Raw genomic sequence first — 15,882 nt, 5'->3', positions numbered from 1 at the left:
TACCGTGGGGTAACCGGTTCTCCCACGAGGGCCGGGGGCACGTTCATTCGAGTCTCGTACCCACACATGGTTCCCAAATACGCAAACGGGGCACAAGGGTGTGGTGTACGTCACCTTTGGCTTGGACGGCATGGCTGGAGTTGCGGCGACACGGCCGGGATCGTCACCGTTTCGGCGGTCCCAGTCGCCGGGTACTTGCGCGATCCGTCCCGCCCGTGTGGACTACGGCCAAGCTTCGCGCACGCGCGTGGCTGAAGACATCACTCAAGACATGATCAGGAGGCAACCCGTGAGCGCGACCGCGGACCACGCGGAGGAGCGGACGAACCCTGCCGTCAGGCTGGGGTTCCAGCCCGGGCAGGTGGTCCAGGAGATCGGCTACGACGACGACGTCGACCAGGAGCTCCGCGAGGCCATCGAAGGCGCCGTCGAGGGCGAACTGGTGGACGAGGACTACGAGGACGTGGCCGACGCCGTCGTGCTGTGGTTCCGTGACGACGACGGCGACCTGACGGATGCGCTGGTGGATGCCACCACGTACATCGAGGAGGGCGGGGCGATCCTGCTCCTCACGCCGAAGACCGGCCGTCCGGGGTACGTCGAGGCCAGTGACATCTCGGAAGCCGCCACCACGGCCGGCCTGACGGCGTCCAAGAGCGTCAGCGTCGGCAAGGACTGGAGCGGCAGCCGGCTGGCGACGCCGAAGGCGGCCAAGTCGAAGCGGTAGCCCTTACGGCTCCGCACCGTCCGGACCCGCGGACGGGCCGACAGTGATCGGCCCGTCCGCGGGTCCGCGGCACTCCCTGCGTAGGGTGTTTCCAGCGAACCACCCTTCGAAGGGACGAACAGGACCATGGCGATCCAGGTCGGCGACAAGGCCCCCGACTTCGAGCTCAAGGACAACCACGGCGCCACCGTGAGGCTGTCCGACTTCCACGGCCGCAAGAACGTCGTGCTGCTCTTCTACCCGTTCGCCTTCACCGGCGTGTGCACCGGCGAGCTGTGCGAGGTGCGCGACAACCTGCCGCAGTTCTCGGACCGCGACACCCAGGTGCTCGCCGTCTCCAACGACTCCATCCACACCCTGCGCGTCTTCGCCGAGCAGGAGGGCCTGGAGTACCCGCTCCTGTCCGACTTCTGGCCGCACGGCAACGTCTCGCGCGCCTACGGCGTCTTCGACGAGGACAAGGGCTGTGCCGTCCGCGGCACCTTCATCATCGACCGGGAGGGCGTCGTCCGCTGGACCGTCGTCAACGGCCTGCCCGACGCCCGGGACCTGACCGAGTACGTGAAGGCGCTCGACACCCTCTAGCCGACACCGTGCGATTCGTCGGCTCCGGGGCTGCGGCGGGCGGGAACCCGTCACTAGGATCGACTCGTTGATCCGACAGCCAGCACGACATCCAACGCACTACGGGGCTTCCCGCCCCTGGACATCAAGGGAGGACTCGTGGGAGTCAGCCTCAGCAAGGGCGGCAACGTATCGCTGACCAAGGAGGCCCCGGGACTGACCGCGGTCATCGTCGGTCTGGGCTGGGACGTCCGTACCACGACGGGCACCGACTTCGACCTCGACGCCAGCGCGCTGCTGCTGAACAACTCCGGCAAGGTCGCGAGTGACGCGCACTTCGTCTTCTTCAACAACCTGAAGAGCCCCGACGGCTCCGTCGAGCACACCGGCGACAACCTCACCGGTGAGGGCGAGGGCGACGACGAGCAGATCAAGATCAACCTCGCCGGCGTCCCCGCCGACGTCGAGAAGATCGTCTTCCCGGTCTCGATCTACGACGCGGAGAACCGCCAGCAGTCCTTCGGCCAGGTGCGCAACGCGTTCATCCGCGTCGTCAACCAGGCCGGCGGCGCCGAGATCGCCCGGTACGACCTGAGCGAGGACGCCTCCACGGAGACCGCCATGGTCTTCGGTGAGCTGTACCGGCACGGGGCGGAGTGGAAGTTCCGGGCCATCGGCCAGGGCTACGCCTCCGGCCTGCGCGGCATCGCCCAGGACTTCGGCGTGAACGTCTGAGTCAGGTGGCATCCGGGGCGACGCCCCGACCGTCCGGCGCCGCACGGTTTACGTGCGGCGCCGGACGCGCAGTAAACCCAAGAACCATCACCCGGGGAGGGACTTCACATGGGCGTCACTCTTGCCAAGGGGGGCAACGTCTCCCTGTCCAAGGCCGCACCGAACCTCACGCAGGTGCTGGTCGGTCTCGGCTGGGACGCGCGTTCCACCACCGGAGCACCCTTCGACCTGGACGCGAGCGCCCTGGTCTGCAGCGGCGGGCGCGTGCTCGGTGACGAGTGGTTCGTCTTCTACAACCAGCTCAAGAGCCCGGACGGCTCGATCGAGCACACCGGCGACAACCTGACCGGCGAGGGTGACGGCGACGACGAGTCGCTGCTGGTGGACCTCTCCAAGGTGCCCGCGCACTGCGACAAGATCGTCTTTCCGGTCTCGATCCACATGGCCGACGAGCGCGGCCAGACCTTCGGCCAGGTCAGCAACGCCTTCATCCGCGTCGTCAACCAGGCCGACGGCCAGGAACTCGCGCGCTATGACCTCAGCGAGGACGCCTCCACCGAGACCGCGATGATCTTCGGCGAGCTCTACCGCTACCAGGGCGAGTGGAAGTTCCGTGCAGTGGGCCAGGGGTACGCGTCGGGGCTTCGCGGCATCGCTCTAGACTTCGGAGTCAACGTTTCGTAAAGCCGAGTAGGGCGCGGGGGAGCCCCTCCCCGAGATTCCGTCTGGGAGGGACCCCCAACACACGATTGGGTAGCCAGTGCTTCTGAAAACCTTCGGCTGGTCGTTCGCGGTCACCGCGCTCGGCCTGGTCGCGGCGGTCTTCTACGGGGGGTGGACCGCTTTCGGGATCGTGGCGATCCTCTCCATCATGGAGATCTCGCTCTCCTTCGACAACGCGGTCGTCAACGCCGGAATCCTGAAGAAGATGAATGCCTTCTGGCAGAAGATCTTCCTCACCATCGGCATTCTCGTCGCCGTCTTCGGCATGCGCCTGGTCTTCCCGGTCGTCATCGTCGCCGTCAGCGCCCAGCTCGGACCGATCGAGGCCGTCGACCTCGCGCTCACCGACAAGGACCGCTACCAGGAACTGGTCACCGACGCCCATCCGGCGATCGCCGCCTTCGGTGGCATGTTCCTGCTGATGATCTTCCTCGACTTCATCTTCGAGGACCGGGACATCAAGTGGCTGGCCTGGCTGGAGCGGCCGCTGGCCAAGCTCGGCAAGGTCGACATGCTGTCGGTCTGCATCGCCCTGATCGTGCTGCTCGTCACCTCGATGACCTTCGCCACGCAGGCCCACCTGCACGCCGGCCACGCCGACAAGGCGGAAACGGTCCTCCTCTCCGGCATCGCCGGCCTGATCACCTACATGATCGTCGGTGGTCTCTCCGGCTACTTCGAGGACAAGCTCGAAGAGGAGGAGGAGCGCGAGCACGAGGCCGAGGAGGAGGCCGCGCGCTCCGGCAAGCCCAAGTCGGCGATCGCGCTGGCCGGCAAGGCCGCGTTCTTCATGTTCCTCTACCTGGAGGTCCTGGACGCGTCCTTCTCGTTCGACGGCGTCATCAGCGCCTTCGCCATCACCAACGACATCGTCCTGATGGCCCTCGGCCTCGGCATCGGCGCCATGTACGTCCGGTCCCTGACCGTCTACCTGGTCCGCCAGGGCACCCTGGACGACTACGTCTACCTGGAGCACGGCGCGCACTACGCCATCGGCGCCCTCGCCGTGATCCTCCTCGTCACCATCCGCTACGAGGTCAACGAGATCATCACCGGCCTGGTCGGCGTGATCCTGATCGCCTGGTCCTTCTGGTCCTCCGTGCGGCGCAACAAGGCGCTCGCGGCGGCCGGCGGATCGGGCGAGGGGGAGAAGACGGAGGTCACCTCCGGGGTGTGACACCCTGACGGCCCGGGCCGGTGCGCCCCCGGTGCATCCGCGCCACCGGTGTGAACCGGCCCCGGGTGAGGAACGCTCTGTGCGGGGCGGCCGGCGAGGACGACTCCTCGGGGCCGCCCCGTCGGCGGTGAGGCGACAGTGGGGGCGGCGATGGGTTTCCTGGACGGGCTGTGGCGTGGACGCGAGAGCGAGTTCGACTCGGGCAGCGCGGCCACCAACTCCATAGAACTGACCAAACGGCACGGCCAGGTCTCCCTGACCAAGCAGGGCGCGGCCACCGGGCACCTGCGCATCAACCTGAGCTGGCGGATGCGCACCTCCGACATCATGGGCGCGCAGCGCGAGAGCCTGCTGCGCCACCCCTTCAAGGCGCTCAAGCCCCCCGAGGTGGTCGGCCACAGCCAGAGCATGGTCAACGTCGACCTCGACCTCGGCTGCCTCTACGAACTCCAGGACGGCACCCGCGGCGTCGTCCAGCCCCTCGGCGGCTATCTCGGCGACGTCAACGCGCCGCCGTACGTCAAGCTCAGCGGCGACGACCGGTTCGGCTCGGCGTCCGGCGAGACGATGTACGTCAACCTCGACCACCGCGACGAGATCAAACGCCTGCTGGTCTTCGCGTACATCTACGACCAGACGCCCGCCTTCGACCGTACGCACGCCATCGTCACGCTCTACCCGAGCAACGGCCCCCGCGTCGAGATCGGCCTCGACGAGCGCCATCCGCAGGCCCGGTCCTGCGCCGTGGTGATGATCGAGAACGTCAAGGGCGAGATCCTGGTCCGCCGCGAGGTGAAGTTCGTCTACGGCTTCCAGGGCGAGCTGGACCGGCTCTACGGGTGGGGACTGCAGTGGGGCCGGGGCTACAAGTCCAAGGCCGGCCGGTGAGCCCCGCGCGGGCGCTCACCCGTCCGCCCCGCCGTCACCGTCCGAGGAACTGCGGCCCCTGCGGCGGCATCCGGAAGTCCGGGTCCGGCGCCGCCGCGGGCGCCGGCGGATAGCCGTAGCCGGCCTGGGCGGCGGCGATCCCCGCGGTGGGGGGCGGTGCCTGCGGGTAGCCGTACGTCGCGGCGGCCGGCTGCGGGTAGCCGTAGGCGGGCTGCGCGGCCGCCGGCTGCTGCGGGTAGCCGTACCCGGGCTGCGCCGGCACCGCCGGGGGCTGCTCGGGCGGCAGCGGGTGGGAGACCTCGGGCGAGGCCGGTACGGGCAGCGGCTGCACGGTCGTCGGCTGCTCGGGGTCGACCAGCGGACGGGCGGGGGTGTGCGCGGCCGGCTCCGGCGCGGCCTCCGGTTCCCCGGCCGCCACCTCGGACTCGTCGACCGAGATGCCGAAGTCGGTCGCCAGGCCCTTCAGGCCGTTGGAGTAGCCCTCGCCGAGCGCCCGGAACTTCCAGCCCTCCCCGCGCCGGTACAGCTCGCCGCAGATCAGCGCCGTCTCCTGGCCCGTCTCCGGCGTCACGTCGAACCAGGCCAGCGGATCCGCGTCCGCGTCCGCCGCGTCGTACAGCAGGATGCGCAGGTCCCGTACGCGGTCGAAGGCCACCCCGTCCGCGGAGGCGACCAGCAGGACCCGGCCCACCGAGGCCTCGACACCGGAGAGGTCTGTCTGGATCGTGTCGGTCAGGCCGTCGGGCAGCCGCTTCTTGCCGAGCCGCCACACCTGGCCCGAGGGATGCCGGGGCTGGTTGTAGAAGACGAAGTCCTCGTCGGAACGCACACGGTCGTCGGGGCCCAGCAGCAGCGCGGAGGCGTCGACGTCGGGGACCCCCTGCCCGGGTGTCCAGCGCAGCACGGCGCGTACCGTGGTGGCTCGCAGCGGGACGTTCGACCCCTTCAGCATCGCGTGCGTCATGACGTCATCCTGCCTTCTCGGTCCTGGTCACGACAACGCGGGTCGGGTACCCGGGCCGTGTCCGCGCGCGCCGGCCGCCCGCCGCCGACACGGCGGGGTCACGTGGAATTCACGCCCGGTGGGAACCAGCGACATGGATGCGTACGTACTATTACCGGCCACCTTGGACAGTTCACCGGCCACCAGACACCGCGGGGGAGACTTCATGCGTCACTTCGGGCACATCGCCCCTGAGGTCCGCGAGCGCCTCTTTCACCGGGAGCCCCGCGAATTCACCGCGGACTCCCCGGCCCGGCTGCTGTCCGCCGCCCTGGGCGCCACGCTCTACAGCCCCGCCACCCGGCCCCGGCTCGCCGAGGACGTCCTCAAGCAGGGCGCGCGCGGCGTGGTGTCGATGGTGCTGTGCCTGGAGGACTCGATCGACGACGCCGACGTGGAGGCCGGCGAGGAGAACCTCGTACGGCAGCTCTCGGACCTGGCGGAACGTTCCGCCGCGGATCTGCCGCTGCTCTTCGTCCGCGTCCGCACCCCCGAGCAGATCCCCGACCTCGTCCGGCGCCTCGGCGCGGCCGTGCGGGTGCTGTCCGGATTCGTGCTGCCGAAGTTCACCCAGGAACGCGGCGTTCCCTTCCTGGAGGCGCTCACCGTCGCCGAGGCGGCCGCCGGCCGGCGCCTGTTCGCCATGCCGGTCCTGGAGTCGCCCGAGCTGCTCTACCGCGAGTCGCGCGTGCAGACGCTGGAGGGCATCTTCCGCGCGGTCGACAAGTACCGCGACCGCGTGCTCGCCCTGCGCCTCGGCGTGACCGACTTCTGCTCCTCCTACGGCCTGCGCCGGGCCCCCGACATGACGGCCTACGACGTCCAGGTCGTCGCCTCCGTCATCGCCGACGTGGTGAACATGCTCGGGCGGGCCGACGGCACCGGGTTCACGGTGACCGGGCCGGTGTGGGAGTACTTCCGCGTCCAGGAGAGGATGTTCAAGCCGCAACTGCGGCAGAGCCCGTTCCTGGAGGTGCAGGCCGTGGAACTGCGCCAGAAGCTCATCGAGCACTCCATGGACGGCCTGCTGCGGGAGATCGCCCTCGACCGGGCCAACGGCCTGCTCGGCAAGACCTGCATCCACCCCTCGCACGTGCTGCCGGTGCACGCCCTGTCCGTGGTCAGCCACGAGGAGTTCAGCGACGCCCAGGACATCCTGCGCCCCGAGCGCGACGGAGGAGGCGTCCTGCGGTCGGCGTACACGAACAAGATGAACGAGGTGAAGCCGCACCGCGCCTGGGCCGAGCGGACCCTGCTGCGCGCCGAGGCGTTCGGCGTGGCCAACGAGGACATCGGCTTCGTCGAACTCCTCGCGGCCGGCCTCGCCGACTGACCGCGGCGGCGGCGACGCCGGAGACCGACACGAGGAATCCATGAACGACCGAGTGCGCAACGGGAGGCACGAGCAGATGAGCGAGGGGCCGCGGGCCGAAGGACACGACGGGGTCTGGACCGGGAGCTGGGTCGCCGAGCGGCTCGGTGTCGAGCTGACCGGCGACGACGCGCTCACTGGGATGCTCGGACTCGCCCTGCGCCGCAACCCCAAGCGGGCCCACCTGCTCGTCTCCAACGTGCTCGGCAAGCACGTCCCGCAGTCGCCGTCCGTCGTGTACGGCCACGGCGTGGCCCTCGGCCGGCGCGTGCGCGACCTGCTGGGCGACGGGCAGGCGGACCGTGCCGTCGTCCTCGGCTACGCGGAGACCGCCACCGGGCTCGGCCACTCGGTCGCCGACGGCCTGGGCCACGCGCCGTACCTGCACTCCACCCGCCGACCGGTCGACGGGGTCGCCCGCGCCGGCGGCTTCGAGGAGTCCCACTCGCACGCCACCTCGCACCTGCTGCTCCCCGAGGACCCGGCGCTGCTGGCCGGCGACGGGCCGCTGGTCCTGGTCGACGACGAGTTCTCCACCGGCAACACCGTCCTGAACACCGTCCGCGCCCTGCACGAGCGCTACCCGCGGCGGCGGTACGTCGTCGTGGCCCTGGTCGACATGCGCTCGCCCGCCGACGCCGCCCGCCTGGACGCCTTCGCCCGGGAGATCGGCGCCCGCGTCGACCTGGTCACCGCCGCCTCGGGCCGGGTGCGCCTGCCCGAGGACGTCCTGGAACGCGGCCAGGCGCTGGTCGCCCGCCACGAGCCGGAACAGGCCGAAGGCGCCGCGACCGCCCCCACGGGCGCCGGTGCCGGTGTCGTGCGCCGGGCGGACCTGGGCTGGCCGCACGGCGTTCCCGACGGGGGGCGGCACGGGTTCACGCCCGCCCGGCGGGAGCGGCTGGAGGCCGCCCTGCCCGGCATGGCCGCGCGGATCGCGAAGGCGCTGCCCGCCGGGGCCCGGCGCGTGCTGGTGCTCGGCTTCGAGGAGCTGATGTACGCCCCGCTGCGCCTGGCCTGCGAGCTGGAGCGGGCCGTGGGGGCCGAGGTGCGCTACTCCACGACCACCCGCTCGCCCGTCCTCGCGGTCGACGACCCCGGGTACGCGATACGCACCCGCCTGGTCTTCCCCGCGCACGACGACCCGGCCGACGGCCCCGGCGAGCGCTACGCCTACAACGTCGCGGGCGCCGGCTTCGACGCCGTCGTCGCCGTCGTCGACTCGGCCGCCGACACCCCCGCGCTGCACGCGCCCGGCGGCCTGCTGGACCGGCTCGCCGCCCACACCCCGCACGTCCTGCTCGCGGTCGTCCCGTCCCACGTCCCCGGAGCCCCGACCGCCCCCGAAAGGCCCCCCATGCTGCCCGAGCCACTGCGCGGCCCCGACTTCTCCTCGTACGCCCCCGACGAGGTCGGCTGGCTGCTCCAGGACCTGTCCGCGGTGCGGCTGGAGGCGCCGACCGAGGAGCGCGAGGAGGCCGTCCAGCGCGGCGGCGCGCACTACGCCGAGTCGCTGCCCGTGGAGTACCAGCCCAGCGAGGAGTACCAGGCGCTGTTCCACGCGGCGCTGGAGGCGTCCGCCGACCGCCTCGCCCGTGCCGTGGGCGCCGTCACCGAGGTCGTGCTCACCGAGCGCTCGCCCCGCCCGGTCCTGGTCTCCCTCGCCCGCGCGGGCACCCCGGTCGGCATCCTGATGCGCCGCTGGGCCCAGTACCGCCACGGCCTCGACCTGCCGCACTACGCCGTCTCCATCGTCCGGGGCCGCGGCATCGACGCCAACGCGCTGCGCAGGCTGGCCGCCGACCACGACCCGGCCGACGTCGTCTTCGTCGACGGCTGGACCGGCAAGGGCGCCATCACCCGTGAACTCGCCGCGGCGCTGCGGGACTTCGAGGCGTCCGACGGCATCACCGGCTTCGACCCGGAGATCGCCGTCCTCGCCGACCCCGGATCCTGCGTACGCACCTACGGCACCCGCGACGACTTCCTCATCCCGTCCGCCTGCCTCAACTCCACCGTCTCCGGGCTGATATCGCGCACCGTGCTCCGCGCCGACCTGGTCGGCCCGCACGACTACCACGGCGCCAAGTTCTACCGCGAACTCGCCGGTGCCGACCTGTCCGTGGCCTTCCTCGACGCCGTCTCCGCCCGCTTCCCGGACGTCGCCGACACCGTCGACGCCCAGGCCAAGGAGCTGCTCGCCGCCGACCGCACCCCCACCTGGGAGGGCTGGGCCGCCGTCGAGCGCATCAGCGAGGAGTACGGCATCCACGACGTCAACCTCGTCAAGCCCGGCGTCGGTGAGACCACCCGCGTGATGCTGCGCCGGGTGCCCTGGAAGGTGCTGGCCCGGGCCGGGGCGGGCACCGACCTGGACCATGTGCGGCTCCTCGCCGAGCAGCGGGGCGTCCCCGTGGAGGAGGTCGCCGACCTGCCCTACACCTGCGTCGGACTGATCCACCCCCGCTACACGCGGGGCGCGACCGGCGCCGACGGCAAGGCGGTGGCGCTCTGATGCCCGTGCTCGTCGCCAGCGACCTCGACCGCACGCTCATCTACTCCGCCGCCGCCCTCGGGCTGACCATGCCCGACCTGCGGGCGCCCCGGCTGCTGTGCGTGGAGGTCTTCGAGAGCAGGCCCCTGTCCTACATGACGGAGACCGCCGCCGGACTGCTGACCGAGCTGGGCGACGCGGCGGTCTTCGTGCCGGCCACCACACGCACCCGCAAGCAGTACCAGCGCGTCAACCTGCCCGGCCCGCCGCCCAAGTACGCGATCTGCGCCAACGGCGGCCACCTGCTCGTGGACGGCGTCTCGGACCCGGACTGGCACGCGCGGGTGACCGCACGGCTGGCCGACGAGTGCGCCTCGCTCGCCGAGATCCGCGACCACCTGATGAGCGCCGCCGACCCGGTGTGGGTCCGCAAGCAGCGGGTCGCCGAGGACCTGTTCGCCTACCTCGTCGTCGAGCGCGAGCTGCTGCCCGAGGACTGGGTGAAGGAACTCGCCGTCTGGGCCGAGAACCGCGGCTGGACCGTCTCCCTCCAGGGCCGCAAGATCTACGCCGTCCCCAAGCCGCTCACCAAGAGCGCCGCCCTGCGCGAGGTCGTCCGCCGCACCGGCGCCGGTCTCGCGCTGGCCGCGGGGGACTCCCTCCTCGACGCCGACCTGCTGCTCGCTGCGGACCGGGGCTGGCGTCCCGGCCACGGCGAGCTGGCCGACTCCGGCTGGACGGCACCGGCGGTCGGCGCGCTGCCCGAGCGCGGGGTGCTGGCCGGGGAGCGGATCCTGCGGGAGTTCCTGCGGGCGGCACGGCGGACCTAGCCCCCGTCGCTCCGATCCCGCCGGAACCCCGGGCCGCTCACCGCCGCTCGGCCCTGCGGCGGCTGCCCCGGCCCGGCCGCAGCAGCCGTACGACGACGAAGGCGGCCACGGCCAGCGCGGCGGCGGCGAGCACGGCCTTGGAGTACGCCGAGACGACGGTGCCGACCTGGTGCCAGTTGTCCCCGAGGAAGTAGCCCGCGAGCACGAACACGGTGTTCCAGATCGCGCTGCCCGCCGTGGTCAGCGCCGTGAACACCGGCAGCGGCATGCGCTCCACGCCCGCCGGGACGGAGATCAGGGAACGGAAGACGGGGAGCATCCGGCCGAAGAACACGGCCTTGGTGCCGTGCCGGCGGAACCACTCCTCCGTCCGCTCGATGTCGGAGACCTTCACGAGCGGCAGCCGGGCCGCCACGGCGACGGTCCGGTCCCGGCCGAGGAGCGCCCCGATGCCGTACAGCGCGAGGGCGCCCACGACCGATCCGGCGACGGTCCACACGAGCGCCGCGACCAGGTTCATGCCGCCGGTGCTGGCGGCGAAGCCGGCCAGCGGCAGGATGATCTCGCTCGGGATCGGCGGGAAGAGGTTCTCCAGGGCCACGGCCAGCCCGGCCCCGGGCGCGCCGAGGGTGTCCATGAGGTCGCTGATCCACTGGGGAGCGCCGCCCGCCGGCTCCGCCGCGTTGACTGCCATGCCGCCACGCTAGGCGGGCGAACCTGAAGGGTTCCTGAGCGGAGGCCGGGGCGGTGCGGGTGCCCCGGCGTCACCGGTCAGCCGCAGCAGCCTCCGCCGCAGCAGCCGCCACCGCCGCCCGCGCGGGGTGCCGGGGAGGGTGCGGAGGAGGAGCCGCCGACCGCGACCGTCGACAGCAGCTTCACCGTGTCGTCGTGGCCCGCGGGGCAGGGCGCGGGGGCGGAGGACTCGGCCATGGGACGGCTCAGTTCGAAGGTGTCGCCGCAACTGCGGCAGCGGTACTCGTAGCGAGGCATGGGCACAGGTTAACCGGCGCACCCGGGCGGTGACCCGCTCTCGCACGGGGCGGTCAGTGACCGCTGCCGCGTTCCTCGCGGATGCGCGCCACCACGTCGGCGACCGTCCGCCGGACCGCGTCCGTCTCGCTCAGGAAGTGCCAGTAGTCGGGGTGCCGGCCCTCCAGCGTGCCGATCGCCCTCTCCAGCCGGGCCACGGCGTCGTCCAGGGGGCGCGCGTCCCGGGGGTCGGGGGTGTTGCGGCCCGCCATGGCCAGCCGCTGGGCGTCGCGGATCGCGAACCGGGTGCGTTCGATCTCCTGCTGCGGATCCTTCTGCACGGCGTTGAGCCGCCGCAGCCGGTCGCCCGCGGCCGAGACGGCCTCGTCGGTGTGGTTGAGCAGCGCCCGCACCGTCGACAGCAGGGCGGTGGCGTCGGCCCAGCGCTGCTCGTCACGGGCCGTCTGCGCCTCGGCGAGCCTGTCCTCGGCCTGCCGGACCGATGCGGCGGCCTGCTCGGGCACGTGCTGGAGGTCCTGCCAGCAGGCGGCCGTGAACCGCCGGCGCAGCTCGCTCAGCACCGGTTCGACCTGCCCGGCGCGGGTGGTCAGGGCCTGGGCGCGGGTGCGCAGGGAGACCAGCCGGTGGTCGGTCTCGGCGGCGCGCTCGGGCAGCCGCTCGGCCTCGGCGCGCACCGCCTCCGCCTCGCGGGTGACCCGTTCGGCCCGCTCCAGGGTCTGCGGCACGCCGTGCTGTCCGGCGCCCTGGTTCAGCCGGGTCAGCTCAGGTCCGAGGACGGCGAGCCGGGCGGCGAGGTCGTCGGCCTTCAGCCCGGCGCCCCGCGCGGTGTCCAGGGCGTCGGAGGCGGCGCGCAGGGCCTGCCGGGCCCGCTCGACGGCGGGGGCGAGACGGGCGAGCTGGGTCTCGGCCTTGCCGAGCAGTGGGCCGAGACCCTCGGCGAAGCGGTCCAGTTCCCCCTTGACCCGGTCCAGGTCGTCCTTGGCGGCGGTCAGTTCGGCGCGGGCGCGGGAGGCGGCGGACGCCTCCAGGTCGTCGCGGTCCAGGTCGTGGGAGTCCACGGCGCTGATGTACCGGCCGCTGGCCTCGTCGATGCGCAGGCCGAGCGCGGCGAAGCCGTCGACGGCGCGCCGGGCGGCGGGGGAGGAGTCGACGGCCGCGATCGTCTCGACGGAGATCCGCAGGTCCCGCTGGGCGGTGTCGAGTTCGTAGAAGGCGGCCGCGGCGGCGTCCTTCGCGGCCTGTGCCTCGGCCCGCTGGCTCTCGGCCCGCCCGCCGAACCAGCGCCGGGTGCCGCCGCCGGCGAACGCGGCGGGCAGGGCCAGGGCGGCGAGCAGCGGCAGGCCGAGCAGCATGAGGGTGTCGCGCAGCGCGCCCGGCGGGCGGGGCCGCGGCGTGCGGTGCGGCGGGCGCGGCGCACGCGGCACCATCGGCGAGTACGGCTGCGATGGTGTCGCCGTCACATCCCTCTCCCGTGTCGTCCGTCCTGCCCGGGTTCATTCTCCCACCCGTTGAGGACGAACACACGGGCTGGTCAGTTCGCCGTTCGGACCGTGAGTTCGCCGTCATCGGTGCGGGCGTCGATCACATGGGGACTGTCGTCGTCGCTGGGCACGGAGACGTCCCGCCCGCCGTCGCCGGTCCTGGCCGACACCTTGTAGGAGCCCTCGGGCACCGTGATCGTCACGGAGCCGTCGCCGCCGCGGGCCTCGACCAGGTCGGGCACGGCGCCCAGTTCGACGCGGGCCGAACCGTCGTCGGTGCGGGTGCTGACCCGGCGCGAGGAGACCTCCGCGCGCACGGACCCGTCGTCGCTGCGCAGCTCCAGCGGCCCGGTGGAGTCGGTGACGTGCACGGACCCGTCCTCGGTGCGGATGCTCAGCGGGTCCCGGAAGCCGCGCGCCCGGACGCTGCCGTCGTCGCCCGTGACCTTCACGGCGACGCCGCGCGGCACCTCGACGCGGTACTTGGCGTCGCAGTCGGCGACGACGCCCGTGCAGCGCATGCGCAGCACCAGCCGGTCGCCGTCCATCGTCCAGCTCACCTCGGGATCCTTGCCGATGGCCACGGATCCGCTGAACCAGCGGGTGACCTCGATCTCGCCCTGCTGCTGCCCGTCGGCCGCGACGATCTCCAGCGCGGAGTCGTCGGAATCGACGGTGAGGGTGCGGCCGGACAGGGCGAAGGAGCGGTGCTCGGGGTCCTTGTCGTCCTCGGCGGAGGAGCAGGCGGCGAGCCCGGCGACGAGGACGGCGACGGCGCCCGCGGTGGCGAGGGCACGGGCGGTGACGGGTCGGGCGGGCATGGCGGACTCCCCCAGGGACATGCGACGGGACACCGCGCCGGAAGGCCCGGGTGAGGGGCCGGCGCGGTGGGACGTCTCGACCGTACGGAGCCGGGCTGCGCGAGAGGATCCGGGCCGCTCCCGGATCCGGGGTGGGGTTAACCCCCGGCGGGGCCCGGGGGTCGACGCGCTTGCCGGACGGGGCCGAAGGCCATGTAGTCTGTCCATTCGTCCCGGGTGCGTAGCTCAGGGGTAGAGCGCCTGCCTTACAAGCAGGATGTCGGCGGTTCGAAACCGTCCGCGCCCACCAGGACCGGCCCGAGCGCCGGCCGAGAGGCCCCCGGAGATCCTCCGGGGGCCTCTCGCGTTCTCGCGTTCTCGCGTTCTCGCGTGTCCGCGGTTCCTACGTGCCCTGTCCCGGCGTCCGGTCGGCCTCCTCGGGCGGCGCGTCGTGGGAGCGCTTCAGCTCCGTGCGCGCGGCCACGCGGTCGGGGCCGGTGATCTCGGACCAGTAGCGGTGGGTCGTGACGAAGACGGCGAGTTCGCGCTCGCGCCGCCGGAGCTTCTCCACCTCGGCCTGCTCGTCCTCCGTCCAGCCGGGCGAGGCGGGGCGCTCGACCTTGCGCCAGCCGTTGTCGTCACTGAATCCGTCCAGCGGCTCGACGGACCAGGGGAGCCGCTTCAGCAGGGCCGACAGCTCGGCCCTGACCTGGTGCAGTTCCTCCTGACCGGCGAGGAGGTCACTGGGGAAGTCGTAGGTCGTAGCCACGTTTCAATAATACGCCTGTTCGATTTTGAGGCGCGCGTTCCCTTCGGTGCTTCATGCGAACGAGTGGTGCCGGGCGCGGGTTCCGCACGGAGCCGTTCCGGATCGGACGGGAACCGCTCCCCGGTGGGCCTCGCGGGAGGAGACTGAAGGCATGTGCCGCAGCATCAAGACACTTCGCCCGCCCGCGCTGGCCGAGGAGGCCACCGACGACGAGATCAGGGCCGCCGCCCTGCAGTACGTGCGGAAGGTCTCCGGATTCCGGGCGCCGGCCGCGCACAACCGGGAGGTGTTCGAACAGGCCGTGGACGCCGTCACCGCGGCCACGGCCGAGCTGCTGGCCGGGCTGGAGGTGCGCGGCGCAGCCGGCGCGCGCCGGGCGGGCTGAGGGGCGCTACGACGCCTCGCCGGCCCGCGGCTGGCGGCGCATCAGGAAGGCGGCGCCCGCCCCCGCGCCGAACAGCGCGAGCAGGGAGACGCCCGTCGCCAGCCAGCTCGCGCCGAGCCACTGGCCGCCGAAGTAGCCGAGGGCGACGCTGTAGGCGGCCCAGGCCAGGCCCGCGAGCGCGGACCAGGGCAGGAACTCGCGGACCCTGCGGTGGGCGGCCCCTGCCACCAGCGAGACGACCGAGCGGCCGGCGGGGGCGAAACGGGCCAGGACGACCAGGGCGCCCCGCGCGCCCCCGCCGCGGGCGAGCGCCCCGCCCAGGTTCTCCCGCGCGGTGGTCAGCCGGCGGGAGCGGGCGATCGCGCGGTCGAGGCGGGGGCCGCCGCGCCAGGCCAGGCGGTAGACCAGCAGGTCGCCGAGGACCGAGGCGGTGGCGGCGCACAGCGTGAGGACCAGGATGTCGGGGACGTCGTGCGGGACCCGGCCGGCCGCCGCCGCGCCCGAGCCCGCGGCCGCCGCCGTGGCCGCCGTGATCACCAGGACACCGCTCGGCAGCACCGGCAGGAAGATGTCGAGGAGCACGGACACGGCCACCAGGGCATAGATCCATGGGCTGCTGACCAGCGCCGCCACATTGCCGAAACCGTCGACCACCACAACTCCCCGTGAGTCCCCCGTGGACCGGACCGTGCCGCGGTAGGCGGGGAAACGGCAGGAGCGGTCGATGACAGCCATACAGCGTACGCGGAGGGTGTGACAGTCGGTTCACAGGGGGCTCGCGTGAACGGCACGCGGTGTTCACGCGGACGTCCGGCACGAACGCGACGAACGGGCGGGGGGCCCCCCCCCCGGGGGGGGGGGCCCCCGGGGGGGGGGGGGGGGGCCCCCCCCCGGGGGGCCCCCCCCCCCCCCCCGCCCGCGCGCGCCGGCCGGGCCCCCCCCCC

General features: G+C 72.6%; 16 protein-coding genes, 1 tRNA gene and 1 pseudogene. 11 read left to right on the top strand and 7 right to left on the bottom strand.

All coding sequences use genetic code 11. The features are described from left to right. Window positions 1-289: 289 nt before the first annotated feature. The 6 genes from ACH499_RS02765 to ACH499_RS02740 all read left to right on the top strand — a co-directional run bounded on the left by ACH499_RS02765 (window position 290) and on the right by ACH499_RS02740 (window position 4,814). On the top strand, window positions 290-727 hold the full coding sequence (locus ACH499_RS02765; protein WP_356197076.1) for a DUF3052 domain-containing protein: 438 nt from the start codon (window positions 290-292) through the stop codon (window positions 725-727). 126 nt (window positions 728-853) lie between these two features. Then, the gene (locus tag ACH499_RS02760) at window positions 854-1,312 is read left to right on the top strand and encodes a peroxiredoxin (protein WP_356197077.1); all 459 of its coding nucleotides are present in this window, start codon (window positions 854-856) and stop codon (window positions 1,310-1,312) included. 138 nt (window positions 1,313-1,450) lie between these two features. Beyond that, window positions 1,451-2,026 (top strand): calcium homeostasis/redox stress adaptation protein, encoded by a 576-nt coding sequence (locus ACH499_RS02755; RefSeq protein WP_356197080.1) that lies wholly within the window; start codon window positions 1,451-1,453, stop codon window positions 2,024-2,026. Between the two features lie 108 nt (window positions 2,027-2,134). Next, complete coding sequence (locus ACH499_RS02750) at window positions 2,135-2,710, top strand: TerD family protein (protein WP_356197082.1); 576 nt, start codon at window positions 2,135-2,137, stop codon at window positions 2,708-2,710. 76 nt (window positions 2,711-2,786) lie between these two features. Continuing rightward, window positions 2,787-3,926: a DUF475 domain-containing protein gene (locus ACH499_RS02745; RefSeq protein WP_356197085.1), complete on the top strand. Its 1,140-nt coding sequence runs from the start codon at window positions 2,787-2,789 to the stop codon at window positions 3,924-3,926. Between the two features lie 150 nt (window positions 3,927-4,076). Beyond that, window positions 4,077-4,814, top strand: coding sequence for a Tellurium resistance (locus ACH499_RS02740; protein WP_356197087.1), 738 nt, complete (start codon window positions 4,077-4,079; stop codon window positions 4,812-4,814). 34 nt (window positions 4,815-4,848) lie between these two features. Here ACH499_RS02740 and ACH499_RS02735 read toward each other — a convergent pair whose 3' ends face one another. Further along, window positions 4,849-5,778, bottom strand: coding sequence for a TerD family protein (locus ACH499_RS02735; protein ID WP_399013427.1), 930 nt, complete (start codon window positions 5,776-5,778; stop codon window positions 4,849-4,851). Between the two features lie 205 nt (window positions 5,779-5,983). On the opposite strand from ACH499_RS02735, the gene ACH499_RS02730 reads away from it, so the two are divergent. From ACH499_RS02730 to ACH499_RS02720, 3 genes are all read left to right on the top strand, one after another. Continuing rightward, on the top strand, window positions 5,984-7,150 hold the full coding sequence (locus ACH499_RS02730) for an HpcH/HpaI aldolase/citrate lyase family protein (protein ID WP_356197093.1): 1,167 nt from the start codon (window positions 5,984-5,986) through the stop codon (window positions 7,148-7,150). A 76-nt stretch (window positions 7,151-7,226) separates the two neighbouring features. Next, entirely contained in the window at window positions 7,227-9,704 is a 2,478-nt protein-coding gene (locus tag ACH499_RS02725) for a phosphoribosyltransferase (protein ID WP_399013806.1), read from the top strand. Then, window positions 9,704-10,513, top strand: coding sequence for an HAD family hydrolase (locus tag ACH499_RS02720; protein ID WP_356197096.1), 810 nt, complete (start codon window positions 9,704-9,706; stop codon window positions 10,511-10,513). Before ACH499_RS02725 ends, ACH499_RS02720 begins: the two co-directional genes overlap by 1 nt. A gap of 43 nt (window positions 10,514-10,556) precedes the next feature. Here ACH499_RS02720 and ACH499_RS02715 read toward each other — a convergent pair. From ACH499_RS02715 to ACH499_RS02700, 4 genes and pseudogenes are all read right to left on the bottom strand, one after another. Continuing rightward, window positions 10,557-11,207: pseudogene (locus ACH499_RS02715) on the bottom strand (DedA family protein); the annotation flags it as partial. 77 nt (window positions 11,208-11,284) lie between these two features. Further along, window positions 11,285-11,503 (bottom strand): zinc ribbon domain-containing protein, encoded by a 219-nt coding sequence (locus ACH499_RS02710; RefSeq protein ID WP_399013424.1) that lies wholly within the window; start codon window positions 11,501-11,503, stop codon window positions 11,285-11,287. A 53-nt stretch (window positions 11,504-11,556) separates the two neighbouring features. After that, a complete protein-coding gene (locus tag ACH499_RS02705; protein WP_399013422.1) occupies window positions 11,557-12,963 on the bottom strand; it encodes a hypothetical protein in 1,407 nt (468 codons plus the stop codon). A gap of 71 nt (window positions 12,964-13,034) precedes the next feature. Then, window positions 13,035-13,805 carry a DUF4097 family beta strand repeat-containing protein gene (locus ACH499_RS02700; RefSeq protein WP_399013420.1) on the bottom strand — a complete coding sequence of 257 codons (771 nt, stop codon included), beginning with the start codon at window positions 13,803-13,805 and terminating at the stop codon, window positions 13,035-13,037. A gap of 214 nt (window positions 13,806-14,019) precedes the next feature. On the opposite strand from ACH499_RS02700, the gene ACH499_RS02695 reads away from it, so the two are divergent. Further along, window positions 14,020-14,094: transfer RNA gene (locus tag ACH499_RS02695), tRNA-Val, on the top strand. Between the two features lie 93 nt (window positions 14,095-14,187). Here ACH499_RS02695 and ACH499_RS02690 read toward each other — a convergent pair. Then, a complete protein-coding gene (locus ACH499_RS02690; protein ID WP_356197105.1) occupies window positions 14,188-14,553 on the bottom strand; it encodes a hypothetical protein in 366 nt (121 codons plus the stop codon). Window positions 14,554-14,704: 151 nt separating this feature from the next. On the opposite strand from ACH499_RS02690, the gene ACH499_RS02685 reads away from it, so the two are divergent. Continuing rightward, window positions 14,705-14,938, top strand: coding sequence for a DUF2277 domain-containing protein (locus tag ACH499_RS02685; protein WP_356197107.1), 234 nt, complete (start codon window positions 14,705-14,707; stop codon window positions 14,936-14,938). Window positions 14,939-14,944: 6 nt separating this feature from the next. Here ACH499_RS02685 and ACH499_RS02680 read toward each other — a convergent pair whose 3' ends face one another. Beyond that, window positions 14,945-15,673, bottom strand: a complete 729-nt coding sequence (locus tag ACH499_RS02680) for a DedA family protein (RefSeq protein WP_399013418.1) — start codon at window positions 15,671-15,673, stop codon at window positions 14,945-14,947. Window positions 15,674-15,882 lie beyond the last annotated feature (209 nt).

Source organism: Streptomyces sp. NPDC018947 (genome assembly GCF_044390505.1).
Lineage (GTDB): Bacteria > Actinomycetota > Actinomycetes > Streptomycetales > Streptomycetaceae > Streptomyces.
This window is presented reverse-complemented; position numbering and strand designations above follow the sequence as displayed.